18 protein-coding genes and 2 tRNA genes are annotated in these 24,886 nt (G+C 58.0%); 10 read left to right on the top strand and 10 right to left on the bottom strand.

What is annotated here, in order from left to right; genetic code table 11:
• The first annotated feature begins 54 nt into the window (after window positions 1-54).
• The gene (locus KI787_15185; protein ID MBV6631298.1) at window positions 55-1,239 is read left to right on the top strand and encodes a pyridoxal phosphate-dependent aminotransferase; all 1,185 of its coding nucleotides are present in this window, start codon (window positions 55-57) and stop codon (window positions 1,237-1,239) included.
• Between the two features lie 61 nt (window positions 1,240-1,300).
• Window positions 1,301-1,376: transfer RNA gene (locus KI787_15180), tRNA-Asn, on the top strand.
• 301 nt (window positions 1,377-1,677) lie between these two features.
• Here KI787_15180 and KI787_15175 read toward each other — a convergent pair.
• Window positions 1,678-2,742 (bottom strand): HlyC/CorC family transporter, encoded by a 1,065-nt coding sequence (locus KI787_15175; protein MBV6631297.1) that lies wholly within the window; start codon window positions 2,740-2,742, stop codon window positions 1,678-1,680.
• 239 nt (window positions 2,743-2,981) lie between these two features.
• Here KI787_15175 and KI787_15170 point away from each other — a divergent pair, with 239 nt between their 5' ends.
• Window positions 2,982-3,434, top strand: coding sequence for a two pore domain potassium channel family protein (locus KI787_15170; GenBank protein MBV6631296.1), 453 nt, complete (start codon window positions 2,982-2,984; stop codon window positions 3,432-3,434).
• On the opposite strand, the gene KI787_15165 is transcribed toward KI787_15170, so the two are convergent.
• Window positions 3,431-3,760 carry a DUF2007 domain-containing protein gene (locus KI787_15165; protein ID MBV6631295.1) on the bottom strand — a complete coding sequence of 110 codons (330 nt, stop codon included), beginning with the start codon at window positions 3,758-3,760 and terminating at the stop codon, window positions 3,431-3,433. The genes KI787_15170 and KI787_15165 overlap by 4 nt on opposite strands.
• A 319-nt stretch (window positions 3,761-4,079) precedes the next feature.
• Here KI787_15165 and KI787_15160 point away from each other — a divergent pair, with 319 nt between their 5' ends.
• The gene (locus KI787_15160; GenBank protein MBV6631294.1) at window positions 4,080-4,973 is read left to right on the top strand and encodes a DUF1295 domain-containing protein; all 894 of its coding nucleotides are present in this window, start codon (window positions 4,080-4,082) and stop codon (window positions 4,971-4,973) included.
• 5 nt (window positions 4,974-4,978) lie between these two features.
• Here the strand turns inward: KI787_15160 and KI787_15155 are convergent, their stop codons facing one another.
• From KI787_15155 to KI787_15145, 3 genes are read right to left on the bottom strand one after another with little or no spacing between them, the layout of a single operon-like run.
• Window positions 4,979-6,289, bottom strand: a complete 1,311-nt coding sequence (locus KI787_15155) for a thiolase family protein (GenBank protein MBV6631293.1) — start codon at window positions 6,287-6,289, stop codon at window positions 4,979-4,981.
• On the bottom strand, window positions 6,286-7,176 hold the full coding sequence (locus KI787_15150; protein MBV6631292.1) for a hypothetical protein: 891 nt from the start codon (window positions 7,174-7,176) through the stop codon (window positions 6,286-6,288). Before KI787_15150 ends, KI787_15155 begins: the two co-directional genes overlap by 4 nt.
• Window positions 7,177-7,181: 5 nt before the next feature.
• On the bottom strand, window positions 7,182-8,960 hold the full coding sequence (locus tag KI787_15145) for a hypothetical protein (GenBank protein MBV6631291.1): 1,779 nt from the start codon (window positions 8,958-8,960) through the stop codon (window positions 7,182-7,184).
• Between the two features lie 155 nt (window positions 8,961-9,115).
• Here KI787_15145 and KI787_15140 point away from each other — a divergent pair, with 155 nt between their 5' ends.
• Window positions 9,116-9,655: a GNAT family N-acetyltransferase gene (locus tag KI787_15140; protein ID MBV6631290.1), complete on the top strand. Its 540-nt coding sequence runs from the start codon at window positions 9,116-9,118 to the stop codon at window positions 9,653-9,655.
• A gap of 23 nt (window positions 9,656-9,678) precedes the next feature.
• Here KI787_15140 and KI787_15135 read toward each other — a convergent pair whose 3' ends face one another.
• From KI787_15135 to KI787_15125, 3 genes are all read right to left on the bottom strand, one after another.
• Window positions 9,679-10,659, bottom strand: a complete 981-nt coding sequence (locus KI787_15135) for a putative zinc-binding metallopeptidase (GenBank protein ID MBV6631289.1) — start codon at window positions 10,657-10,659, stop codon at window positions 9,679-9,681.
• A gap of 135 nt (window positions 10,660-10,794) precedes the next feature.
• Window positions 10,795-13,464 (bottom strand): GNAT family N-acetyltransferase, encoded by a 2,670-nt coding sequence (locus KI787_15130; GenBank protein ID MBV6631288.1) that lies wholly within the window; start codon window positions 13,462-13,464, stop codon window positions 10,795-10,797.
• A 436-nt stretch (window positions 13,465-13,900) separates the two neighbouring features.
• Window positions 13,901-13,991: transfer RNA gene (locus KI787_15125), tRNA-Ser, on the bottom strand.
• A gap of 76 nt (window positions 13,992-14,067) precedes the next feature.
• Here KI787_15125 and mltF point away from each other — a divergent pair.
• Window positions 14,068-15,579 carry a membrane-bound lytic murein transglycosylase MltF gene (gene mltF / locus KI787_15120; protein MBV6631287.1) on the top strand — a complete coding sequence of 504 codons (1,512 nt, stop codon included), beginning with the start codon at window positions 14,068-14,070 and terminating at the stop codon, window positions 15,577-15,579.
• Window positions 15,580-15,650: 71 nt separating this feature from the next.
• On the opposite strand, the gene lipA is transcribed toward mltF, so the two are convergent.
• Window positions 15,651-16,646, bottom strand: a complete 996-nt coding sequence (gene lipA / locus KI787_15115; protein ID MBV6631286.1) for a lipoyl synthase — start codon at window positions 16,644-16,646, stop codon at window positions 15,651-15,653.
• A gap of 93 nt (window positions 16,647-16,739) precedes the next feature.
• On the opposite strand from lipA, the gene KI787_15110 reads away from it, so the two are divergent.
• From KI787_15110 to maiA, 3 genes are read left to right on the top strand one after another with little or no spacing between them, the layout of a single operon-like run.
• The gene (locus KI787_15110; protein MBV6631285.1) at window positions 16,740-18,053 is read left to right on the top strand and encodes a DUF1329 domain-containing protein; all 1,314 of its coding nucleotides are present in this window, start codon (window positions 16,740-16,742) and stop codon (window positions 18,051-18,053) included.
• Between the two features lie 14 nt (window positions 18,054-18,067).
• Window positions 18,068-18,949: an ROK family protein gene (locus tag KI787_15105; GenBank protein MBV6631284.1), complete on the top strand. Its 882-nt coding sequence runs from the start codon at window positions 18,068-18,070 to the stop codon at window positions 18,947-18,949.
• Between the two features lie 15 nt (window positions 18,950-18,964).
• Window positions 18,965-19,642, top strand: coding sequence for a maleylacetoacetate isomerase (gene maiA, locus KI787_15100; GenBank protein ID MBV6631283.1), 678 nt, complete (start codon window positions 18,965-18,967; stop codon window positions 19,640-19,642).
• A gap of 6 nt (window positions 19,643-19,648) precedes the next feature.
• On the opposite strand, the gene KI787_15095 is transcribed toward maiA, so the two are convergent.
• Complete coding sequence (locus tag KI787_15095; GenBank protein MBV6631282.1) at window positions 19,649-19,954, bottom strand: antibiotic biosynthesis monooxygenase; 306 nt, start codon at window positions 19,952-19,954, stop codon at window positions 19,649-19,651.
• A 120-nt stretch (window positions 19,955-20,074) separates the two neighbouring features.
• Here KI787_15095 and KI787_15090 point away from each other — a divergent pair, with 120 nt between their 5' ends.
• A complete protein-coding gene (locus KI787_15090) occupies window positions 20,075-24,835 on the top strand; it encodes an NAD-glutamate dehydrogenase (protein ID MBV6631281.1) in 4,761 nt (1,586 codons plus the stop codon).
• Window positions 24,836-24,886: the final 51 nt, after the last annotated feature.

The following is a 24,886-nucleotide window of genomic DNA, read 5'->3' as shown; positions in this document are numbered from 1 at the left end:
CTTTGCTGCTCGCACTAAACTATGAGGTGACATTCGACACCATTGGATTTGCCCGTGACACTTGCCCTGTCTGCTCGCGTCAATCGCATTAAACCTTCGCCAACCTTGGCGGTGACCGCTCGCGCTGCCGAAATGCGCGCTGCTGGCCGCGATGTGATTGGTCTGGGGGCCGGTGAGCCTGATTTTGACACGCCGGATCACATCAAAGCAGCTGCGGTGAAAGCCATCGATGCCGGGCAGACTAAATATACTGCTGTCGGTGGAACGCCGGCGCTCAAGCAGGCCGTGTGCGACAAGTTTGCGCGCGACAATCACATCGATTTCACTCCAGACCAAATTTTGGTCAGTTGCGGCGGTAAGCAAAGCTTTTTCAATCTGGCTCAGGCTATGTTGAATAAAGGCGACGAAGTGTTGATTCCTGCTCCATATTGGGTGAGCTACCCCGACATGGTGTTGCTGGCGGATGCCGAACCTATGGTGCTGCCAACCACGCAGGCGCATGATTTCAAGATCACACCTGAACAGCTCGCCGCAGCCATCACGCCAAAGACTCGGCTGCTGGTGCTTAACAGCCCATCCAACCCTTCGGGCAAGGCCTACACGCGGGCTGAACTTGAAGCATTAGCCGATGTGCTCCGTTTGCACCCACAGGTGTGGATCGCTACTGACGATATGTACGAAGCCATCCTCTGGGCGGATGAGCCTTTTGCCAACATTGTGATGGCTGCGCCCGATTTGTTGGAGCGCACCATCGTGCTGCATGGAGTGAGTAAAGCCTATTCCATGACTGGCTGGCGCATTGGTTATGCGGCAGGGCCTGTAGCCCTTATCAAAGCCATGGCCAAAATCCAGTCGCAAAGTACCTCCAACCCTTGCTCAATTTCACAAGCGGCAGCGGTGGAAGCTTTGAGCGGCCCTCAGGATTGTGTGCAGATGATGCTAGAAGCCTTCAAGCAGCGGCACGACAAAGTGGTGGCAGGGCTGAACAGTCTGCCAGGCGTGGAGTGCATTGCCTCCGACGGGACCTTCTATGCGTTCCCCGATTTCTCGGGGGCAATGCAGACTATGGGCTGCGCCGATGATGTTGCTTTAGGTGAGTTGCTCCTGGAGCGTGCCGAAGTCGCTTTGGTGCCTGGGTCCGCCTTTGGTACACCCAACCACATGCGCCTCAGCTTCGCCACGAGTCAAGACCTGCTGGACCAGTCCCTAGAACGTTTGCACAAGGTGCTTTCGGCATAAAAAACTTTGCTGGATGCCTTGCACCTAGCAGGCATCTTGCTGCTATAATGCGCGCTTCAATTCCCGAGTAGCTCAGTTGGTAGAGCAGGTGACTGTTAATCACCGGGTCGGCGGTTCGAGCCCGTCCTCGGGAGCCAGGATTGAAGAAAAAGCCGGCCTTTGTGCCGGCTTTTTTGTGGGCGCCATTGTCTAGCGGGCTCGCGCCGCCTTCGGCGGTACACGCCGGCCGTCCTGGCCGGCGCCCTCCGGGCGTCCGCTACGCGTCCGTGTGAATCGGCCGTCCGTGGCCGCTTCATCGAGCCGCGTCCTCGGGAGCCAGGATTGAAGAAAAAGCCGGCCTTTGTGCCGGCTTTTTTGTGGGCGCCATTGTCTAGCGGGCTCGCGCCGCCTTCGGCGGTACACGCCGGCTTTTCTGTGGCTGCGATGCAAGCTCGATGCTTAGCTGGCGCCTGGGGAGTCGGGTAGAGACAGGCCGAGTTTGTGGGCCCGCTTGGTCCAGCTTTCGCGGGCGGCTTTGCGGAGGTCTTCCACGGCGTCGCTTTCATCGATGATTTCCACGCCTAGCAGTGTTTCCATCACATCCTCCATGGTGACCACCCCGCACAAGCCTCCATACTCATCCACGACGACGGCAAAATGCTCGCGGCGGCTCAGCAGCTCGCTGAAAAGGGCTCTTAGGGAAATGCCCTCGGGAACGAACATCACGGGGCGGGTTAACTCTTTCAGCGTGGCTCGGCTGTCCCCCTGGGCGAGTCTGAGCATGATGTCGGCTTTGAGTACGTAGCCGCGAATATCTTCGTCGTGCCCGGCATACACCGGATAGCGTGAAAAGGTCAGTGGCTGGTCAGTGCTCATCAGTTCTTGCAGGCTGATCTCCTCTGGCCACTTGACCACCACAACACGCGGGGTCATCACATCTTGCACACGTAGCGCGCTAAAGCGGATGAGGTTGAGAAAGATCTTGGCTTCTTCAGGAGCCAACACACCTTCCTGACTACCGGTTTGTGCCAAAGCGCGGAACTCTTCACGGCTAATGCTAGGCGTCGGAGCCTCTGGCCGGAGTAGGTTGGTGAGGCGTTTGGATAAAACGACCAAGGGCCAAAGCGCAATGATGAGTAAGCGGCAGCTCTGTGCAGTGAAGCCGGCCAGTTGTTTGCTGTAAACCGCGCCAATGGTTTTGGGAATAATTTCCGAGAAGATGAGAATCGCCAGCGTCACCGCCGCTGAGACCACACTGAGCCAAGCAGTGCCGAACACCACTTGAGCCTGAGCTCCGATGCCCGCGGCGCCGAAGGTATGAGCGATGGTATTGAGGCTGAGAATGGCGGATAGAGGTCGGTCAATATCCTGCTTGAGTCGTCTGAGCAGATGCCCAGAAGCGGAACCACACTCCACCATCACCGCCAGATGGGCGGGAGTCACCGATAGCAGCACCGCTTCTAAGATGGAGCATAGGAAAGACACGCCTACGGCCAAGAAAAAGTAGACCACCAAAAGGGCCATGGCATTACAGTCGAAAAGTCAGGCCAGTACCCATCATAAAGACTGAGTCTGTGAATGACTGTCGATGCAGAGTGTGAACCTACCTCAGGCGGCTCTGAATAAATCTCGCGAGTATGCACAGCGATTTATGCAGCGCCGCGCTCGCGAGTAGCTTCGCTTTGGGGATGATCCGCTAAAGGATAGCCAGCGTCGCCGAGCCATCAGCGCTAAGCTAAGTCGCCATGGAGTCCTCACCTGTGATGCTTTCGGCCTTCGCCTCCGCACCTCATTGGCTAGCAGTGCTGCTGACCTTCGCCTTGGTGATGGCCGTCGTCGTCATGCACTACGAAGTGCTGGCCAGGGTCAATGTACTGCTGCCGCGCTGGCGCCAGTTGCCGCCGCGCACCCGCGTGTTGGTGGTGATGATCACCTTGGTGTTGTTACATGTGGTGGAAATTTGGATCTTCGGCGTGGGGATATACGCCGTGAATTGGATGCCCAGTTTGGGCCTGATTCATGGAGTAGAGCGCTTGGAGCTATTGGATGCGGTGTATTTATCGGCCACAACCTATACCACCCTCGGCTTTGGTGACCTTGTACCCCATGGGCCCATTCGTTTTTTGGTGGGCACCGAGGCCTTGGCAGGCTTGTTATTGATTACCTGGTCGGCTTCGTTTACTTATTTGGAAATGCAGCGCGATTGGCGCGGTTAGGCATTGCCGTAGAGTAGCCAACTTAGCCCAAATATCAGCAATGCGCCTATACCGACCAGGGTGAGCGTGAATCGCAGCTCGGGCCACAGCGCGGTGGGCGAGGGGGGTGGAGTCTCGGTTGCGCCTTGGTAGATCTGCACAATAACCTGGGCACGATCACGATCTTGGATGTCTACCTGAACCTGGGCGAAATCTAAGCCTGCAAGCTCCCCCACACCGCCTTGCAAATAATGCCCGCAGACATGCGCGCTAATGCCCTCGGCCTCGAGCATGCCGGCCACAATATGGGCTTCGTTGATGTCTTGAGCTTGGAAGATGGTGTGCATGCTCGATGGGGAAAAGCCAGAAGATTGATGGCTTGAGGCTGGCGTAGACGAGAGTCATAGAGTGGTCTGCACGGCGCAAGTGTGCAAGGGTGTGGCGCCACACCGCAGGCTGAAAACCTAAGCGAGGGTTGGCGGCGCGATGAACGAACTGGTGGCCAGTAAGCCAGGCCTTCGCCTCCAATGCTGGATTCCGTGCGAATAAGCAGCATAGAGTGGCGACCCTATCCACAGTAGCGCCGCTGGCCCGCGGCGGCTGGATTTCTAGTATTGGCCAGAAGCCCCGGTCGCGGGCATGGCTTGCAGGAGTAAGAGCAAGACAATGAAAGCCCAACTACAAAGCATTGTGGTGATTCTGGTCGCCACCGGGATCGGTTTGGCACTGGCGCATATTGTTTCGCCAGGTAGCCTCAGCCTGTTAGGGCAGCCTTTACTACCGATGCTGGCCCTGCTTGCTTTTGGCGTGCAGTGGCTGGTTTTCTTGCCATCGTATTGGGCGCAAACTGAGCATTATTACGACCTCACCGGGAGTGCAACCTATATCAGCGTCATTGCGTTAGCCGCTGGTATGCGGCTGAGCGCAGAGGCCGATTGGCGCACAGCACTGCTGCTAGGACTGGTTCTGATCTGGGCCTTGCGCCTGGGGAGCTTCTTATTCAAGCGAATCCGTCAGGATGGAAAAGATGGTCGTTTTGACGATATTAAGCCGCACTTTTTGCGCTTCTTGGTGGCCTGGACACTGCAAGGACTATGGGTCTTTTTAACGCTCTTCGCAGCGCTGATTGCGATGAGTGTGCAACCAACCCAGGCGCCTGGGCTCCTCGAGGTCCTGGGGCTGGGAGTATGGCTGCTCGGGTTTGCGTTCGAGGCCGTTGCAGACTGGCAAAAGTCTGCATTTAAGGCCAACCCTGCCAATAAAGGCCGATTCATCGATGTCGGTCTCTGGCGCTGGTCCCGTCACCCCAATTATTTCGGCGAGATCACCTTGTGGGTGGGCGTGGCCATGATCGCGACGCCGGTCATGAGCGGTTGGTTATGGCTAGGCTGGCTGTCGCCCGTATTCGTGGCCTTTTTGCTCATCAAAGTGAGTGGTATTCCCATGCTGGAGCAGCGCGCCGACGACCGTTGGGGAGGGCAGGCCGATTACGAGGCCTACAAAGCCCGCACTCCGGTCTTGATTCCTCGGCCGCCACGCGCGCAGCCCTCATTGTCCTAGCGTTTTTAGGAGTGATCGGGGTTGGCCAGAAGGATGGCCGCGCCCAGCCCGCCGCCGGCACAGGTGGCGGTGAGGGCATAACGCCCCCCGCTGGCGCGCAGCCGTCGCGCTGCCGTACTCAGCAGGCGAGTACCCGTGCCGGCAAAGGGGTTGCCCAAAGCCACGGAACCACCCCAGCAGTTGAGGCGATCTTCGGGAATAGCTCCGGTCGCTTGGCTTAATCCCAGTTCCTCTTGGGCGAAGCTGGTGTCGGCGAGAGCCTTTTGGTTACACAGGACCTGGGCCGCAAAGGCTTCGTGCAGCTCAAATACATGGATGTCGTTCATCTGTAGCTGATGCCGAGCCAATAAGCGGGGGATGGCCATAGCAGGGCCCAGCAGCATTTCGGTGTGTAAGTCGTTGACGCCTACGAGTTGGTAATCCACCACCTCAGCCAAGGGTTGGGTTCCTAGCTCCTGGGCTCGTTGTCGGCTCATCAACAGCTGCGCTCCTGCACCGTCGGTGATGCCTGATGCGTTTCCGGCTGTGACCACACCATCAGAGGAGAATGCGGGCTTGAGCTGCGCCAACTTCTGGGCGGAAGTATCGCGGCGCATGCCGTCGTCGCAACCGACCGCAGCTCCGGCACGGTCATCGACGGCGATGACTTCGTCGGTGTAGTGGCCGGCATCCCAGGCTGCACAGGCGTTGAGATGACTGCGTAGTGCAAAGGCATCTGCGGCTTCGCGGCTCACGCCGAACCGCTTCACCATGGCCTCACAGGCCGCGCCCATTGTGAGTCCAGTACTCAGATCTTTACTGGAAGGAACCTCGGGTAATAAGTCCCATGGCCAGAGTCCAGCCACAGCGCGTAGCTTGTCTTTGCCATTGCGGGCGAAGGCGAGTTTGACAGCGCGCTGACGGACCTTGCGCTTCAAGCGTATAGGCAGGTCAGAAAAGTTCTCACTTCCGCCGGCTAGGCCTACCTGAATACGGCCCAGAGCAATCATGTCGCAGATGTGTGCAAAACCCACCGCCGGAGAGACGCCCGCCATGGACACGCTGTATGCCGGTATGCGTGCTGCTAAACCTGCATTGAGGCCGGCTTCGCGGGCGATGTTCGTTGTTTCCAGTTCTTGTACAACGGCGCCGACGGTCAGCAGCTCCACCTGTTGATCTAGCCCCGGGTAGCGTTGCAAGAGGGCGCGTAATGGCAGCGCTGCGAGTTCATGGTGGCGGTAGCGCGCGAACACGCCGCCGGAGTGCAAAAAAGGTGTTCGCACAGCGTCGACGATGACTGGCCGATTGGTGGGAGGGACATGGGCATAGGCCGTCATTGGGAGGCTCCCTCGCGCTTGATTTGGCCAGCTAAGTACACCGCGCCTTGGGGGTCAACGACGCGCATCGTCGTGGTGGAGTCTTGGGTGGCCAGTTCCACATTGAGGCGGGGCTGGGGTAATAGGTTGGGTTTGACAAAGCGCAGATCGGCATCGCTGATCTGGCTACCGTCAGCCTGCACACATTCCCAGCTCCGAGCGAGGGTGCCAAAACCGTGGAGGATGCACCCGCCGAACTTGCTGCGTCGCGCCAGCGGCCACACCGTATGAATGGGGTTGAAGTCGCCGGTGAGGTAGAAGAAGCGCTGGCCGTCGGCACGGTCGGCAGACCAATGGCCCACCTGACGAAAGTTTTGCGCAGAGGCAGCTTGCTGGGCTTGTTTCTTTGCGCGAGGCGACCTTCCACGCAGCACGGCCGCATAGATATCAACGCTCATGGCCTGAGGCTGCTCCTCCCAGCCGACCTGAACCTGCGTGTGCACGCGCACCCTGGAACCCTGATCACTGCAGTCCACTAAGCGGCCGCTCAAATGAATGGGGACATCTCGGGGAATCAGCGAATATACCCGGAACCGACAGCCTTGATTGACGACTTGCAGCATATTAACGGGTGCCAAGCCACACAGCCGGGACACCAGCTCCAGCCCATATTTACTAAAAAAATGTGCCGGTAGCGTATGCGCATAGCGTTCGGGGTCGGCTCCGGACCAGGCTAGGTACTGGTCGACCAACGACCGACTGCATGGGGGCACGATTTGCCGCTGCGTCGCCGTGGGATCAAACAACCGGTGCTTGATGGGAGCAGGTAGCCAAGACAGCAATAAACCGGTGGTCATGCCACGAATGGTGGGCCATTGCTGAGCCGCAAGAGTAGGAGACACGGACATAACAGTTATTTTCCTGAAGACGGATGCTGGGATCGCCGCCGATGAGCTGTAGCGGCCCAGATAAGAAATAGGCTGAGGAGATTCATCCATGAAAGCTGGCCACCGGCATGGCTCAATGCCTGGCGGGCTTGAGCACTACTTGGTTGGATTGCTGCTACCGTGGTGCTCGCACAATCTCGGCGAAGATCTGTACAGCTTCGCGTAACACCATCGCGTTGAGTAAAAGCCCAGGCCGAGTCGTAATACACGCTGAGGCGCTCAGCGAATTCTGTGTGCTGATTCTGGTGGGCGAGTAATCGTTCATCAGCATTGATAAAACCGCCTTCTCCGGGTCTTTTCAGCCAGCGGTCCAACCATGCCAGGGTGTAGTGTTCGGCCATAGGCCGGCCCCAGCCACCTTGGCACTGGCCAGCGACCACTTCAGGACACCAAGAGCTTGCGGGAAAGCCTGGCAGTAATGACCATTCGAAATGGGTGCTGCCTGCAATGGTGAACTGGAAAGCCGGAATGCCTGCTCTTTGCCAGCTGGCAAACGCTTCTAAATGTTGATCGCGTTGTGGTGGCGCCAGAAAAGGCAGTGGTGCCAATCCATATTCGCTAGCCTGGCCCATGGTCGGAAGCTGCGGAACGATGGGCGGTAATTCGCGGGCAACGACGAGGTCGAGCAGTACTTGGCGTAGCGGTTCGGGAAGATAGTCATAGCCCGCACCAATGGCCCCGCCAACCTGAGTACTTTCCGGGCCCAGCCAGCCATCCCAGGCGACCACGGCGTCGACGGGATTTGTTGAATCCATGGTGCCGGGCCAAGCCTGGGCACCCGGTGCTCCATAACTCTGCACCACGGAAACACCGATGGCTCCGGCGGAGTGGCCAACAATACCCAACCGCTGCAGATCCAAAGTTTGATGGTGGGGGTTGTATGGCTGTGTGACGGTGGCTGTGGTGCTAGCGCAGCTTGCAGCATGGGGATAGGGGCGCTCCGGGCTGCTGCGGAAGAAGTCGATGGCGTCGACGAGACCCTCCCAAAACACGGCGAGATTGATGTTGGTTCCCTGGCCCCCATTGGGAGCCTGCATATCGGAGCGGCCTTGGCCACGGGGATCGAAGCTGAGCACGCTATATCCGGCCCGGACCATGGCTTGTGCCGCCCACCAATACAAAGTCTCTGGTGCTTGTACAGAGCCATTCATGATGACCACGCCGGGACGGCTCTGCTCAGCCGAGCCTATGGGCCGCCATAACCGGCCACTCAAACGCGCACAGTCCCGATCGTAGAAGACAACGGGCTCCACCTCCGCTTCTGCACTATAAAAATCATCGACCCCTGGATAGCGAAAGGGGTCACCCGTACACGGTAGAGCCCAGGTGGTACACAAAGGAGTCAGGGGGGAGTTCAGGGACAGGCTCACCAAGGCCAGAGGATCTGCGCTGAGTTGCTGTGCCAGGGTCGCCACCGCCGCTACAGGGTCACCGCTGAGCGCCGCCGTAATACTCGATTGTAGTGGTGGGCTGCTCGCCAGCAGCCAGCTGGGGTCGGTTAGCGCGCGCTGGCTGAAGCTGGCAATGTTGGCCAAAGATTGCTCCAGCCAGCGCTGCATGAATGGCGGCTGTGCCAGTTGCTCGCCGACGGCGCTCAGAGCAGTTTGATAGTTCTGCAGCTCGCGGGCCGTCCATTCCGGTGAAGGGTAGGCAGGGTCTTGGGCCTGCGCTGGGGCAAACAGCGCGCAGAGCAATGCGGCGCAGTATGTCAATCGGCAGGCTGCGGTTTGGGGTTTGGCCATCATGGCGAATGCACCTGCATGCAGGTGTCCGTGTCTCCTCGGGAGCCCGCAGTATATGCAGGTTATTCACGCGGGGGGTGTGGCTCAGGTGCGCCTTTACTCAAGGATGCGGGGGCTTACACTGAAGCCTTTGGTGATTGGCCTGGCTCGCGACAACCATGCGTACTCAAACGCCCTTACAACACCCTGGTGCAGCCTTTGTGGATGTTTTTAAACAAGCATTTACCCATTCCGAAGGGGCGCAAGAAGGTGCCCTGATTGCGGCTCTGGTGCAGGAGCTACTCAGCGGCTCCAAAGCGGACATTCATTGCTGCGCCGGTTATGTTGACGATGAGGTGGTTGCCGCTGTGGTGTTCTCGCGCATGGCTTTCAGTGAGGATTCGCGCAGCGTTTTCCTACTGTCTCCCATGGCCGTATTGCCGCAGAAACAGGGGCAGGGCTTCGGGCAGGCTCTTATCAACGCAGGCCTGAGTATGCTGCGCGACGCTGGTGTGGATGTCGTTCTTACCTACGGCGACCCGGCCTACTATCAGCGCGTAGGCTTCGCGGCCATCAGCGCCGAGCAAGCGCAGCCCCCGCATCGCTTGCAACAACCGCATGGCTGGCTGGGGCAATCTCTCGATGGGGTGCTGCCCTGGCCGCCGCTGCGGGGAACAAGCCAGTGTGCAGCGGCGCTGGATCACCCTGATTACTGGTGAGCGGAATGGCCGTGGAGCCAGCCTTAGACGGTTTGGTCAAACCTAGCAAGACTCAGCCACTGATGCGCGAAATGGAGTTTGTCGCGCACCTGCGGAGGTGTCACAAAGGGGTATAAGTCGGTCAGGCCCATGCCGCGACTCACATGATTGAAGGCAATGCCGAGCTCTAAGCCCCTTTGCAGGAGTTTCTCGGTATGGGTGTCGGCATACGCGTCATAACCGGTATCGTCGCCCGCTGATGCCAGGGAGGTGGCGTGAAAGCTGTCGACGAGGTCGACAAGATGCAGGGCATGCGCGGCGCTTTCCGCCCAGTCTTCATGGGGGTGAGAGGACGCGTAGGAAGAAATGTAGTGCTGCTCCCAGCCGGCTTGCGGACCTTGCTGATAATGCTGGTTTAAGGCAAGGGCATAGTCCAGGCTGACATCTCCGAAGAGTGCCGCAAAGGCGTTTGTAAAGCCGGAGTACTCGCACAGACGCTCATAGAGAAAATGGGCGATCTCATGGCGAAAATGGCCCACCATGGTGCGATAGCTTTCGCCCAGATTCTCGCGGCGGCGGACCCGTTCGGTCGCGTCACATTCGGCCAGATTGATGGTCACTACCCCAGACTGATGCCCCATGCTGACCTGAGTGGGGCCGCTCGCAGTGGCTTCCGAGAGCATATGAAACTCGGGCCTTGATCCACCATCGGCGTGGCTGAACCAACCCCAGCGATAAAGCCCGGCAAGTACGCGACGCTTTGACCCTTCGGCCAAAGCCCAGAGCGCGTTGTTATCCGCCACTGTGAGGTCCGGGTGCACGCTTGTCAGCATGCAGCTCGCGCATAGGTCCTGACCCATGGCAGCCTGCCAGTTACAGGCCAAGGTGGTGCGGTTAGAGCAGGGCTCGCCCTGGGTGTGGAACAGCTGCTGGTCGGGGTCGAAGTACAAGCCCTGCCCACAGCTACAATGGAGATTGTCGAAAAAAACACGGCCCCCACATGTGGGGCAATGAAAGCTCTGCATCCGCATGCCTCGTCGCTGCCTCCGCCCAAAAGTGGCTGAGGCAAAGCATTGCTAGCCTAGCAGTCAGACGCAGTGCTTGCTGTTGATTGGCTCAGAGAACGATTGAAGTACAGCCTTGCCGTAGTTCTCGTGAGGCTATTGACCGAGTATGAGTTCAAGCTCAACACCATCGCTGTGGTCGCTGCGTATCACCGAAAACCCGAGGTCTTTCGCCAGATGGATCATCGCCTGTTTGGATGACAATGCTTGGCCACAGAGCCTCTCGATACCGTGTTCTTTACAGTATCGGATCATCTTTTCCAGCAAGGCTCGTCCTAGGTCTCGACCCTGAAAATCGGAGCGCACGATGAGGGCGAACTCTGCATCGGTATTGTCGGCATTGGCTACAGCGCGGACCACACCCAAGGTTTCCTCTCCAGTATGGGTGTGGCGGGTAGCAATGAAGGCCATCTCACGCGCGTAATCAATTTGGGTAAACCGGGCCAATTGATCATGAGATAAGTCGCCGACTGCGCGGAAGAAGCGAAAATACAGGTCCTCGAAGGAGAGCTTGTCAATGAACACTTTGTGCGCTGGCTCATCCTCGGGACGGATGGGACGCAGTAGGAGTGCTTCACCGTCAATCTCTACAGTTTCCTCGAGCTCTTTAGGGTAAGGACGGATCGCAAAGCGTTGGCTTCCGCTCAAAGCTGCAGGTGCGACACGAATCCTTGCGTCTAGTGCGAGCACGCCATCTTCATCAGCCAGCAGAGGGTTGATGTCGAGCTCAATGATTTCTGGGTGGTTGGCGACAAGATGCGAGAGTTTGACCAGAGTTAACTCGATATCGGTTAAGGCTACGGGCTGGGTACCTCGGTAGCCGGCAAGAAGTTTACTGATTCGCGTTCGTTGGATGAGCTGGCGCGCCAAAGCCTGGTTAAGCGGGGGCAGTGCAATGGCTCGATCCTTGATTACTTCAACTGCAGTACCGCCCTCACCGAAGAGAATCACTGGGCCGAATATGGGGTCAGTGTGTACGCCGAGTATGAGTTCGTAGGCCTTCGGTCTAGAGATCATAGGCTGCACTGCGAAACCTTCTACAGAAGCATCGGGCTGGCATTGCTTAATCCTGGTGAGCATTCCTTCTGCGGAGGCCTCTAGAACAGCCGCGGATTCAATCCCTAGCAGCACACCGCCCACATCCGACTTGTGGGTGATGTCTTTGGAGAGAATCTTCAGAGCGATTGGAAAACCAATGTGTTTGGCTATGCGCACGGCCTCAGCTGGGGAATGAGCAACCTGGGTGGTGACAGTGTTCACGGCGTACTTTGCCAAGACGTCCTTGGCTTCGACTTCGGTGAGTAGTTCGCGGTCTTCATTGAGTGCAGCGTTGATGACGGCACCAACACCATCCGGGTCGACATGAAACTCCTCAGGAGCCGAAGCCGGAGTTTCAAGCAATGACCTTTGATTCAGCTCGTAGTCATGCATATGCATGAACGCTTTGACGGCAAGCTCGGGCGTGTCATAGGTGGGAATTTTTCGTGCTCTGAAGATCTGCCTTGCTTTGGCAACTGCCGAATCCCCCATCCAGCAGGTGAGTACAGGCTTAGAGGTTTGGGTAAGTTCCTCCGCAACTGCTTCTGCGACCCTGGCATTATCGATAACTGCCGAAGGCACCAGCATCACCAAAATCACGTCGTAGTTGGGGTCTTGGAACAAGATGCGCAGGGTTCGCGCGTAGCGTTCCGCATCCCCGTCGCCGATAATGTCGACGGGGTTGGCATGGGACCAGCTTGCCGGCAGTACCTCATTTAACGCGGACTGGGTCTCCGAGCTGAGCTCGGCCAGAATGCCTTCATGGGCAATGAGTTGATCAGTTGCAAGTACACCCGTTCCTCCACCGTTGGTCACAATAGCCAAGCGTTTGCCCGTGACGTGACGGCCATGTGCAAGCGTTTCAGCCGCCGCGAACAACTCATCGATGCCAAGCACACGAAGCATTCCTGAGCGCCGGATGGCTGCGTCGAAAACAGCGTCATCTCCAGCCATGGCACCCGTATGTGAAGCCGCCGCGCGCGCACCCTCGGCATATCGCCCGGACTTGATCACGATGATCTTTTTGTTCCTGGAGGTTGCTCTTGCCGCGGAGATGAATTTCCGCGCGGCCACCACCGATTCGACGTACATCAAGATGGCGGAGGTTTTAGGGTCGCTGCCGAGATAATCAATCAGATCACCGAAATCGACGTCTCCCATATCACCCATAGAAATGCAATGGGAAAAGCCGATCCCTCGGGCTTGGGCCCAGTCCAGAATTGTGGTGCACAGGGCGCCGGATTGAGACAGCAAGGCCAAACGCCCATCTAGAGCATGGGTATGAGCAAAGCTGGCGTTTAATCCGATACCAGCGACAAGCAGGCCCACACAGTTCGGCCCCAGTATTCGTAGTCCATAGGCTTGCGCTGCGTCTAATGTTTTTTGCTGTAGCGATATGCCATCCACGGTCTCGTTGAAGCCCGATGAGATAATCACTGCTGCTCGCGCTCCACGCGCACCAAGATCGTGAATGATCTTTGGAACACTAGCTGCGGGAGTGCAAATGACACCGAGATCCGGGGCTACAGGCAAGGAGGCAATATCCGGATAAGCAAGTACCCCACGCACGGTTCGAGCCTTGGGGTTCACTGGCAGTATAGGGCCGTGAAAACCAGCATCCAGCAGGTTCTTCATCACCACATTGCCGACAGAATTGCTACGCGTGGAGGCTCCGATTAACGCAACGGACTGAGGATTTAATAGGTAGCGGAGATTCAGTACGCTCATGGCGACAACCAAGCCTGGCTGATGACCACTGGTTGATGGGAATTCAACGCTAACGACTCTGCTGCGGTGCAGCAATAAGACCATGGGCTGATAGCGGTCTCAAAGCCTGTCTATCAGGGACCACCCACATCCAGGGAATGGGCTGCACCAAGGGTGCAGTCACGCCGGAGTGTCCTGCCCATCGGTCGAACCCAGATGGGTTCTCATCAAACCACCCCCATCGCATATACAAAAAACCCCGCACAAGCCGGGGTCTTTTGTATGTGGCGGAGAGGGTGGGATAGATTCGGGCCGTCCTGGCCCTCACCCTGCGGGCTGCACTAGCGTGCAGTCACGATGGGCTGTCCTGCCCATCGGTCGAACCCAGATGGGTTCTCATCAAACCACCCCCATCGCATATACAAAAAACCCCGCACAAGGCGGGGTCTTTTGTATGTGGCGGAGAGGGTGGGATTCGAACCCACGGTACGCACGAGGCGTACACCTGATTTCGAGTCAGGCCCGTTCGACCACTCCGGCACCTCTCCGAGCCGCGCATTCTAACCTTTGCGGGGGCTTTGCGCATAATCTGTAGGGGTTTTCGGGGTTTGCAAAAGGACGTTTGTGTTTTCTACCCGCTGGAGTGTGTGGGTTGCGCACTGGAGCCGTTGGCGCCGGGGTGGTTTACTCAATCGCGGTCTGCGTCAGGCGCTGTTGGGTGTGGCTTGTGTGTTTTGGTTAACGGCGGGGCCGCAGTCCAAAGATGTCTGGGATCAAGTCCAAGATTTGGGCGAACTGCGCGTGGCCACTGTGAATGGCCCCTTCACGGTGTATGAAAGTAGTGATGGTCAAGCGGGGTTTGAGTTTGAGCTGGTGCAGAAACTCGCCGAAGAGTTCCGGCTCAGCATCGATTGGCAGGTATTTCCCGATTTGGGGCAGGCTATGGAAGAGGTGGCTATGGGCAATGCGCATTTGCTCGCTGCGGCCTGGTCACGCCCGGAGACAATCCCGCCAGGTCTGCTGCTGACATCCTTTTACCGGCAAGCGCCTTATGTGTTGGCCTGTAGTGCTAAAGATCGTCACTGTAGGGTGGACCTGCCTGAGGTCGGTGCCCAAGAGCTGATTTTGGTAGAGGGCGCGCCCAAGGCGGATGTGCGCTCTGTATTACCGCAAGCCATTTTGTTGCGTAGCCCCCAGCCCGTTGATTTTTTGTTGGAGCGTTTGCACCAGGATCTGGTGGAGCCCTTAGTTGTTGACGCTGATAGCTTGACCTTGGCACAACGCCTACATCCATCACTGCGTACAGGTCCGGCTCTGGGCCCTCCTGTGGCCAAGGTGTGGGCGGTTCCCAGTGAGGGCGGACAAGGACTGCATGGGCGGGTTCAGGGGTATTTAGACAGAGCCCAGCGAAGTGGGTATCTACAGCGCCTGGAAGATCGACACTTTAAGCACTTAGGCCGCCTTGATGATTACAGTCAACGCGCGTTTAGACAGCGTGTGGATTCACGCCTGCCCGCCTTCCGAGAACTCTTTGAGCAAGCCGGCCAGACCTATGGGATTGATTGGCGCTTTCTGGCAGCGATGGCTTATCAAGAGTCGGCTTGGGACGCCGACGCGGTGAGCCCCACGGGTGTGCGTGGACTGATGATGCTGACCCGAGCGACGGCGCGCGAAGTGGGTGTGCGTCAGCGCACCGACCCTGAGCAAAGTATCGATGGCGGCGCCCGATACTTTTTGAAACTACATTCCCGAGTGGCGCCGGGAGCACCCGAACCCGATCGAACCTGGATGACCTTAGCCTCATATAACCTGGGCTTTGGGCACTTTTTGGACCTACAGCGGCTCACGCGAAGCCTCGGGGGGAATGATCAAAGCTGGATAGATCTGCGTGCTCACTTGCCCAAACTCATGCAGCCGCGTTGGTATCAAACCCTACGCCATGGTTATGCGCGTGGTACCGAGGCACGTGCCTACGTAGGAAACATCCGCGCTTATTTCGACCTGCTGCGCTGGTTGTATCCGCTACCAGGAGAGAGTCGGCAAACCGACCGCCCCTTGTTGGAAAAGGCAGTCTCTGAACCGCTTCCCGAGCCAAGCCCGGAGCCCGTATTGCCCTTGCTGTTGCCGGCGATGTAAACCTGTCAACGCTTGTTCTCGGCAAAAAGGCCGGGCACTAGGGGCTGGCAGCCCGCCATATTGGGGCGCTACTAGACGTCGCAGTTGTTCTTTTGGAAGACCCGGTCGGCTCTATAGCTGGAGCGCACCATGGGTCCGGCGACGACTTCCATAAAGCCTAATCCTAAACCAAACTCGCGGAGCTGGTTGAAGCTTTGCGGAGACACATAACGGTCGACGGGTAGGTGGTTGCGCGTTGGCTGTAGATATTGCCCAAGGGTGACGATATCGACTCCAGCGTCGCGAATGTCACGTAGGCACTGCTCGACCTCGGCATCAGATTCGCCTAAGCCTAGCATAAGGCTGGTTTTGGTAAGGACCTCAGCATTGACAGTTTTGGCGTGGCGTAACACGTCTAGAGTTTGTGCGTAGCCGGCACGGCGGTCACGCACGGCATGGGTGAGGCGCTCCACGGTTTCTACGTTCTGCGCGAAGACCTGCAAGCCGGAATTCACCACAGTGGCGACATCGTCCAAACGGCCTTGGAAATCCGGTGTAAGGGCTTCCACAGCGGTATCTGGGTTGCGGTCGCGAATGGCACGTACGCAAGCTGCGTAATGGCCGGCACCACCGTCATCCAAATCATCTCGGTCCACGCTGGTGAGCACCACATACTTGAGCTGCATGAGTGCGACAGAATTCGCTGCATTGGCAGGCTCTTCGGGGTCTAACCAACCTTTGGGGTTACCAGTATCGACGCTGCAGAATCGGCAGGCCCTGGTGCAGACGCTGCCCATCAACATAATGGTGGCAGTGCCATGTGACCAACATTCCCCAATATTCGGGCACTTGGATTCCTCGCACACAGTGGCGAGGCGGTGCTCATTCACAATGCCCTTGGTTTTGTAGTACCTGGGGTCACTGGGAAGCTGCGCCTTCAGCCATTTGGGTTTGGCCAGACGAGCGCCATCGGCAAGAGCATTACTACCCCTGGCCGTTTTAATACCATCGCGAACCGCCGAAAAACCTTGCTCGGTGCGGTATTTTTCGCCACTGCGGACGATGGGAATGCCTTTGAAATCACTCATATGGGTATTGTACCGCCTGCCGTGCTGTATGGATGACGCAAAGCTATGCTGCCGGCCTATACTGCGCGCATGAATAGGAGACTCTCTACCGTAGTGGCCGCTGTTGTTGGCTGGGTTGCGACGACGGCCTATGCAGACGCCTTAACCCCCATTGGCGCTGATCCCAAAGCGGAGCAGGGCCCACATGGCCTGAGCATTCCTCCCTGGGATGGTGGCTGGGTGAATACGGGGGCCGGTGATGAACTCACAGACTTGGAGGCCCCGCATGCGGATGATGAGCCGCTGTTCACCATTAATGCGAAGAACGTGGAGCAATATGCCGAGCTGTTGAGCGCTGGGCAGCGGGCGTTGTTCAAAACCTACCCCGACAGCTACTACATGCAGGTTTACCCCAGCCGGCGTACCGCAGCCCTACCGGCTGAGGTTCAAGCCCAAAGCCAAGCGAACCGCGACAGCGTGACGTTGATCAACGAAGGCTCTGGCCTGGAGGGTGCCTCTGCTGGAGTGCCATTCCCCGTTCCGGAAAACGGCGTTGAAGCCATGTGGAACCATGTGGCGCGGTACCGCACCACCGGCTTTCAGGGTTTCGTGAACCACGCTGTCACAACAAAGTCTGGGGCGTATGTGATCGAGCGCCAGTACTTAGAGATTGTGTTTGGTTATAACAATCCGGTGATGGCCGAGGCCGTGGACAAGCCCATGATTGGTTGGATTATGACCAAGCTCGTGGCCCCAGCGAACAAGGTCGGCGACGCCTACTTGCTGCATGTTCCATTGGATCGATCCGAGCACGACACTTTGGTCTGGGTGTACAACCAAGGTACGCGCAAAGTGCGGCGCATCGGAGAGGTGGGTTATGACAACCCCGCCCGAGATGGTCTGATCACCCAGGACCAGATCGATATGTTCAACGGGCCCTTTGACCGCTACCACTTCAACTTAAAGGGTAAGCGCATGATGCTGGTGCCCTACAACACCGAAGCTCTGCACGATAAAGATTTGGAATACGATGAGCTAATCCAGCCTGGTCATATCGACCCCGAACATGTGCGCTACGAGCTGCACCGGATGTGGGTGGTTGAGGCCCAGCTACGCGAAGGGGCAGGTCATGTGTATTCCAAACGGGTGTTTTATCTAGATGAGGATTCTTGGCTGATTTTGCTGCAAGACATGTACGACGCGCGGGGCGAGTTTTGGCGCTACGCAGAAAGTTACGCACGGCAGTACCCTCAAATTCCCTTGCTAGTGAATGCCATGCAGACCCATTACGACCTGCAGTCACGGCGCTACGTGATCCTCAACATGACCAATGAAGAAGAGGACCCTATGGAATACGACGTGCAAAAGCCCCAAAGCCATTTCACGACCTCGGCCCTGCGGCGTTTTGCTAGTCAGCGTCATCGCTAAATCAGGGTAGGGAGTTGCGTCTCGGAGTTGACCTCGGCGGCACTAAAATCGCCGGAGTGGTCTTGGATGATGCTGGGGCTGCTCTTGCCCAAGCTCGCGTTGCCACTCCTCAGGGCGACTACGCCGCCACGCTAGAGGCCATCGCGCAGCTGGTTGAGCAACTGGAAGCGCGGGTAAAAACTCGGCTGCCAGAGCTTGGAATTGGGACTCCGGGGACCTGGGATGCAGCACTCGGAGAGCTGCGTGGTTGCAACTCCACCTGTCTGAATGGGCGCGCATTCAAAGATGATTTGCAAGGCCTGTTACAAAGACCGGTGCAGATTGCGAATGACGCGAATTGTCTGGCTTTGAGCGAATCCGAGGATGGGGCCTGCGCTGGGCTCGACACCGTATTCGCCGTCATCTTAGGCACCGGCGTGGGTGGTGGGCTGGTGGTTCATGGGAAGCACTGGGAAGGCCTACACGGCGCGGCTGGAGAATGGGGGCACTGTCCTTTGCCCAACCCCCGAGAAGAACAAGTGTGCTGGTGTGGTGGCCGCAACTGTATTGAAAGCCACTTAAGTGGTCCTGCGCTGGCCCGCCGGGCGGGTACCACCAGCGTTGAGGCCCTGGTTGCCGCTATCGACGCTGGCGATGCTGCGGCGGTTCAGGTGATGGATGCGTGGGTGGATGATTTAGCCCGAGCACTCAGCCTCATCATTAACGTGATTGACCCGCAGGCCATCGTCTTTGGTGGCGGCGTGTCGCGCGTACCTGGCTTGCTGGCGCGGCTACGCGAAGCGCTTCCTCCATATGTATTCAGCCCTCGGCTTGATACTCTATTGCGCCTTTCTGTTCATGGCGACGCCAGTGGCGTTCGCGGAGCCGCACGATTGTGCTCCGCCTCACCGACCTGAGAACACACAACTAGCATGCTCGATTTATATACCTACTACCGCAGTGTTTCCGCGCATCGCGTGCGCATTGCTCTGAACTACAAATCTATTCCTTATCGTTCGGTGTATATCGACGAAGATCGTGATGAACAGGCCTCTGAGGCTTATTTAGCGCGCAATCCGCAGGGTTTGGTTCCGGCCTTGGTGGTAGATGATTCGCTGACTATTACCCAGTCCTCAGCCATCTTGGAATACTTGGAGGAACGCTACCCAGAGCGCCCCTTGCTGCCAGAAAACCTATTGGATCGGGCCCGTGTGCGCAGCTTCGCCCAGGTGCTTATTGCCGATACCAACCCCATGAATACCTTGCGAATTTATCGCTACATGCGCGATGAGATGGATTTGGATCATGCGCGGCGTAGGCAATGGTATGAGCATTGGGCGCACAATGGCCTGCAAGCCATGGAGTCCCTGCTGCATGCCCATCTCACCCCAGGCCGATATTGTCATGGCGATAAGCCCACGTTGGCCGATGTGTGTTTAGTGCCTCAGGTGGCCAATGCGGAGGCGAATGGCTTGGACCTGTCGGCGTATCCGACCGTGCGACGAATATATCGCACCTGTAATTCCTTATCGGCCTTTCAGTCGGCTGCGCCATTGACCCAAGGCGACCGCCTTGCCAAAGCCTTGCAAGAGCCATCGGGTTCAGCCTAGCTCGCTTCAGTCGCGCGGGTCCGTACTGCTGTAGCGGCGCTCGATGCGCGCGACTTCCACTTGGTACTCGCTGTACCAGCGCTGCTTACCAGCCCGGATTGCTGCTTGGTGGTCGGGGTTGGCATGCCAAGCACGCGCGCTTTGATCATCCTCCCAATAACTCAAGGTAATACCCCAGCCTTGGGCATCACGCACGGACGTGATCCCTCGGTAGCCAGGCTGTAGGGCAGCCAAGTCTTCCATGTGTTGTGCCGCTTTGGCATAGCCATGCGCGGGCTCGCGCAGGCGCGATCGAAAGATGACGACCACCATGGTTCTGGTCCTCAGGTTGCACGGTGTTGCTAAGCCAGCAAGATTTTATCTATCCGCCCTGGTAGAGGCGGTATAGTCCCTGCATCCGGTTCCCAAAAACCGGACGAAACGGGAGATACCATGACGCCATCGAGCGCGCCAGATCAAGAGCGCGAATTGGTGCTAGAACAGCTAGACACGCTGTGCCAGCAAGAAGTGTCCGGACAGGAGCGCGGTCAGGTCATTGAATTCCTGCGCGCATACTACGCGGGGGTAGAGACGCAGATCCTCAGCCGTTGCCATCCGCCGGATTTGCTCCATCGGGGTTTGGCCCACCGAGGGCTGGTGCAAAGCACGCTTGCCGAACCCGCGCGCTTCGAGTTTGAAGAGCTGAGCGAGGGGCAGGGTTGGTTATTTCGTCTGGTAACGCCAGATCGCCCTTTCCTGGTCGATACCTTGCTGATGACCATGCGCAGGCAGCACGCCCAGGTGCGCTGGATGGTGCATCCGGTACTGGCCGTGGAGCGTCAGCAGGGCGGGCAATTTCGGCGTATCGCCGACAACGCTGCCAGTCACCCAGAGTCACTCATTCAGATGGAGCTGGAGGGGCTCAACCAAGCCCAAGTGTCTGCCTTAGAAGAAGAACTCACTCAGGTACTGCGCCAACTTCAGCATGTGGTGGAAGATTTTCCGCTCATGCGTGCTCGGCTTCAGGAGGAGGTGAATGCACTCGCGGTCAAAGTACCCGACGTGGACCCCGCCGAGCGGCAGGAGATTGCGGAGTTTTTACGCTGGCTGGAAGACGGGCACTTCACCTTCTTGGGCTATCAGCGCATTCGTTCCACAGCCGAGGGCGGACTCAGCCCAGATGTGGAGTCGGGTCTGGGCTTGTGGCGCGCCTCAGAGACATGTCCTATTCAAGTGGCACCCGAGGCGGAGATGTACAAGTACGCGGCGTCTAAACGCCCGATTGTGATCACCACAACCGAGGGGCGCTCGCCCATCCACCATGACGAATACTGCGATGTGGTGGTCATCAAGCTGTATGACGACGCCGGAGAACCCTGTGGAACGGCGCGCTTCTTGGGCTTGTTCTCCAGCGAAGTATTCAACACCTTGCCACGGCGCATTCCGGTTGTCCGCCGCAAAATTGAGCAGGTCATGCGACGCTCGCAATTGCGTCCCGGGGGTCACTCGGCCAAGCAGCTGCGTGACATTCTGAATAATCTGCCGCGCGATGAGTTGTTCCAATCCAGTGTGCGTGAGCTCTATACATTGGTGCGCGGCGTGCAAACGGTGCGTGAATCACAGCATCTGCGCCTATTTTTGCGACGCGATCGCTATGGCCGCTTTTATTCCTGCCTGATTTATCAGCACCGCGATCGCTATAGCTCGCGTGCGCGTCGGGCCATGAGTGCAGCCCTGTTGCGTCTGCTGGGGGGGCACGAGGTCGAGCATGAGGTGTCTTTTCAGCGTGATGGGCTGGCGCGTATTCACCTCACGGTTCGTACACCTCCGGGAACGTCCACGCCCCTTACTGTGGAGGAGTTAGAGCAGCGCTTGGTTGAGCTTGCTACGCGCTGGGAAGATGCCGTCTTGATGGCCTTATCCAAGGTCCTCCCCGACAAAGATGCCAAGGCCATTGCCCAGCGCTGGTTGGGCTTGGTCCCGGCCCCGTATCGCGAGGAGATGCATCCCTTAGAGGCCGCGACTGATCTCCAGTACCTGCGCATGTTGCGCGACGTCAATGACTTAAAGGTTCGCTTGCTGGCTGGCGAGTCTGGACATCTGGATCTCAAACTCTATGGCCTTGGCGAGATGCCCAGCTTGTCGGTGATCCTGCCGATGCTGGAGCACTTCGGCTTGCAGGTGCTGCGTCAGCATCCTTATAACTTCGGCGAGGATGGCCAGAGGGGCTGGCTGCAGCACTTTGCTGTGCGCCTGCGGGCCGAGCAGGCTCCGGATCGCGAACGCCGCGCCGGCTTCGAGGAAGCCTTCGTCGCCGCCTGGAGCGGTGCCATTGAAGACGATGGCCTGAATGCCCTGGTGCTGATGGCAGGGCTGCCATGGCGGGAGGCCGCGCTGATTCGCGCATTGGCCAAGTACGCGCAGCAAACCTTGTTGCCCTTTAGTTCCGGATACACCGAAGGCCTGCTGCGTAGCCATCCGGAATTCATTGCCGATTTGGTACAGCTGTTCCGCCTGCGCTTTCATCCGGAACTGCAGGACTGTGGCGCAGAGATAGAGGAACTCACTGCCCAACTGCAGGCAAGACGGGATGCTGTAGAGAGTCTTGATGCGGACCGTCTACTGGCATGTATGTTGAGTGTGGTGCAAAGCACGCAGCGCACCAATTTCTTTCAATCCGCGGCGGACGGGCAGCCCAAGTCGTATATCAGTTTGAAAATTCGTTCTGGCGGTGTGCTGGAGCTGCCTGAGCCACGACCTATGGTCGAGACCTTCGTCTACGCACCGGAGGTCGAAGGTATCCATTTGCGCGGTGGGCCCGTCGCACGTGGCGGCTTGCGCTGGAGTGATCGCCGCGAAGACTTCCGCACCGAGGTTTTGGGCTTGGTCAAAGCGCAAATGGTCAAGAATGCGGTGATCGTGCCCACCGGCGCCAAGGGCGGGTTTGTGGTCAAGCAAGCCGTGGATCGGCGTGATCGCACGGCCTGGAGTGAGGCTGGCATTGCTTGTTATCGAATTTTCATTCGTGGCTTGTTAGACATCACCGACAATTTGGTCGATGGCGCTGTGGTTCCGCCCAAGCAGGTTCGTCGACATGATGGGGACGACCCCTACCTGGTGGTGGCGGCAGATAAGGGAACAGCCAGTTTCTCGGATATCGCAAACGCCTTATCCGAGGAGTACGCGTTTTGGCTGGGAGATGCCTTTGCCTCCGGGGGTAGCGCAGGCTACGACCACAAGAAAATGGGAATCACTGCGCGCGGCGCCTGGGAGTCGGTGAAGCGACATTTCCTAGAGCGCGGACATGATGTCCAAACTCAGGATTTCACGGTCATTGGTATTGGCGACATGGGCGGAGATGTCTTTGGCAACGGTATGTTGTTGTCTGAGCATGTTCGTCTGCTCGCGGCCTTTAACCACCAGCATATCTTTATAGATCCGAGCCCCGATGCCGCTCGTAGCTTTGCAGAGCGACAGCGCCTGTTCTCGCTGCCGCGGTCGTCCTGGACGGATTATGACGCGAGCGTGATCAGCGAAGGCGGTGGAGTTTTCGCGCGCTCTGCGAAGTCGATCAGCCTTTCAGAGCAGGCGCGCAAGGCCTTGGGCATAGAGGCATCTACGCTCAGCCCCAACGCCCTCATCAAAGCCATACTGCAGGCACCAGCTGATCTGCTTTGGAATGGAGGCATCGGAACCTATGTCAAAGCCACCGCAGAGACCCAACTCGATGTTGGCGATCGGAGTAATGACGCGCTTCGCATCGACGCGCGTCAGTTGCGAGTGGCGGTGATCGGCGAAGGTGGCAATTTAGGACTAACCCAACTGGCGCGCATCGAAGCCGCGCGCGCCGGGGTTCGTGTGATTACCGATTCCAATGACAATGCCGGCGGCGTGAATTCCTCGGATCGGGAGGTCAATCTCAAGATTCCTCTGAATGCTTTGATGCGCGCGGGTCATCTGCCGCGGGCAGATCGGGATGCACTGCTGTTTGCTATGACCGAGGATCTCGCCCAACGTGTTCTGCGTGATAGCGATCTACAAACTCAGTCGATCTGCCTGCAGGCGGGTATGGCGACGTCGCGCCTGTCCGAGCATGCCGCCCTCATTCGCAGTTTGGAGCGCCATGCCGGGCTGGTGCGGGATATCGAAGCCTTGCCCAGTGAAGAGGCTTTGGCTGAGCGGCGGAGCGCAGGTCAGGGGCTGAGCATGCCCGAGCTTGCTGTGCTGGTGAGCTACGCCAAGCTTGATCTGTTTGCTCAGGTGGTCCATAGCCCTCTGCCCCAAGATCCAGCCTTGGAGCAGGACCTGTTGGAGTACTTTCCTCCGGCGGTGGTCCAGGCCCATGCCCAAAGCCTGCGCGAGCATCGCCTGCGCAATGAAATTATTGCCACGGTCACTACAAACCGCTTAGTCAACCGCATGGGGCCGAGTTTTGCTCGTCGCGTCGCCGAGGAACGTCAGCTGCCCCTGTATCAAGTTGTTCAGGCATGGTTGGCTGCCACTCATGTGTTGGGGGGTGAACAGCGCTGGACCGCGATGGAGGCGGCCAATATTCCTATCCGGTCCGTTTATGGGGCCTTAGACCGATTGGCTGGTCTACTCAAACACATGAGTTTATGGCTGCTGACTGAGCATCCAGAGCTGCCAAATATTGCCGACATTGTGCAGCGCTACCACACTGGAATGGCTGAGCTAGAAGCCGCGCTTCCACAGCTGCTCGCCCCCAGCTATGAGCAGCGCCATGCCGCGCATTTCCAAGCCATGGTCGCTGAGGGAGCCAGTGAGGCACAGGCTACGGCGCATGCCAATCACCACATCCTGGGAGCTTTGTTAGATGTTCTTTGGGTCGCACAAAGCGGTGGCTTGGAGGGCGTGGATGTGGCCCGCGCATATTTCTTGCTTGGCGATCAGCTGGACTTACCCTGGATGTTGGAGTCCATCAACCATCTCACGGTCAAGAACCGCTGGCAGGCCATGGCCCGGGTGCAGCTACGCGAGGAAACACACCGTATGCAGCGCGATTTGCTGCTGCGCATTCTGGACCATGACTCAGCTCCCGACCCCTGTCATCGGCTCCAGCATTGGCAAAGCAACCACACGGCGGCCTTAGAACAAATCGCGCAGTCCATTGCGGAATTGAAAAGCCTGGATGCCCCTGATTCGGCTGGACTCAGCGTGCTGCTGGGTCAGCTGCGGCGCCTCAGCGCGAACTGACGCAGCGTACTGCGCGCGGGCCGTGGTTACGCTAGGGCGAGCCGCATAGCA

This window comes from Oceanococcus sp. HetDA_MAG_MS8 (assembly GCA_019192445.1).
Taxonomy (GTDB): Bacteria; Pseudomonadota; Gammaproteobacteria; order Nevskiales; family Oceanococcaceae; genus MS8.
This window is presented reverse-complemented; position numbering and strand designations above follow the sequence as displayed.

Bases quoted from the DNA above. Each gene is read 5' to 3' on its own strand.
- KI787_15150 (MBV6631292.1), bottom strand. From the start codon at position 7,176: ATGTCCGTGTCTCCTACTCTTGCGGCTCAGCAATGGCCCACCATTCGT.
- KI787_15130 (MBV6631288.1), bottom strand. From the start codon at position 13,464: ATGAGCGTACTGAATCTCCGCTACCTATTAAATCCTCAGTCCGTTGCG.
- KI787_15135 (MBV6631289.1), bottom strand. From the start codon at position 10,659: ATGCAGAGCTTTCATTGCCCCACATGTGGGGGCCGTGTTTTTTTCGAC.
- KI787_15165 (MBV6631295.1), bottom strand. From the start codon at position 3,760: ATGCACACCATCTTCCAAGCTCAAGACATCAACGAAGCCCATATTGTG.
- KI787_15140 (MBV6631290.1), top strand. From the start codon at position 9,116: ATGCGTACTCAAACGCCCTTACAACACCCTGGTGCAGCCTTTGTGGAT.
- KI787_15175 (MBV6631297.1), bottom strand. From the start codon at position 2,742: ATGGCCCTTTTGGTGGTCTACTTTTTCTTGGCCGTAGGCGTGTCTTTC.
- KI787_15145 (MBV6631291.1), bottom strand. From the start codon at position 8,960: ATGATGGCCAAACCCCAAACCGCAGCCTGCCGATTGACATACTGCGCC.
- KI787_15170 (MBV6631296.1), top strand. From the start codon at position 2,982: ATGCTTTCGGCCTTCGCCTCCGCACCTCATTGGCTAGCAGTGCTGCTG.
- maiA (MBV6631283.1), top strand. From the start codon at position 18,965: ATGCTCGATTTATATACCTACTACCGCAGTGTTTCCGCGCATCGCGTG.
- KI787_15090 (MBV6631281.1), top strand. From the start codon at position 20,075: ATGACGCCATCGAGCGCGCCAGATCAAGAGCGCGAATTGGTGCTAGAA.
- KI787_15095 (MBV6631282.1), bottom strand. From the start codon at position 19,954: ATGGTGGTCGTCATCTTTCGATCGCGCCTGCGCGAGCCCGCGCATGGC.
- KI787_15160 (MBV6631294.1), top strand. From the start codon at position 4,080: ATGAAAGCCCAACTACAAAGCATTGTGGTGATTCTGGTCGCCACCGGG.
- lipA (MBV6631286.1), bottom strand. From the start codon at position 16,646: ATGAGTGATTTCAAAGGCATTCCCATCGTCCGCAGTGGCGAAAAATAC.
- KI787_15155 (MBV6631293.1), bottom strand. From the start codon at position 6,289: ATGACGGCCTATGCCCATGTCCCTCCCACCAATCGGCCAGTCATCGTC.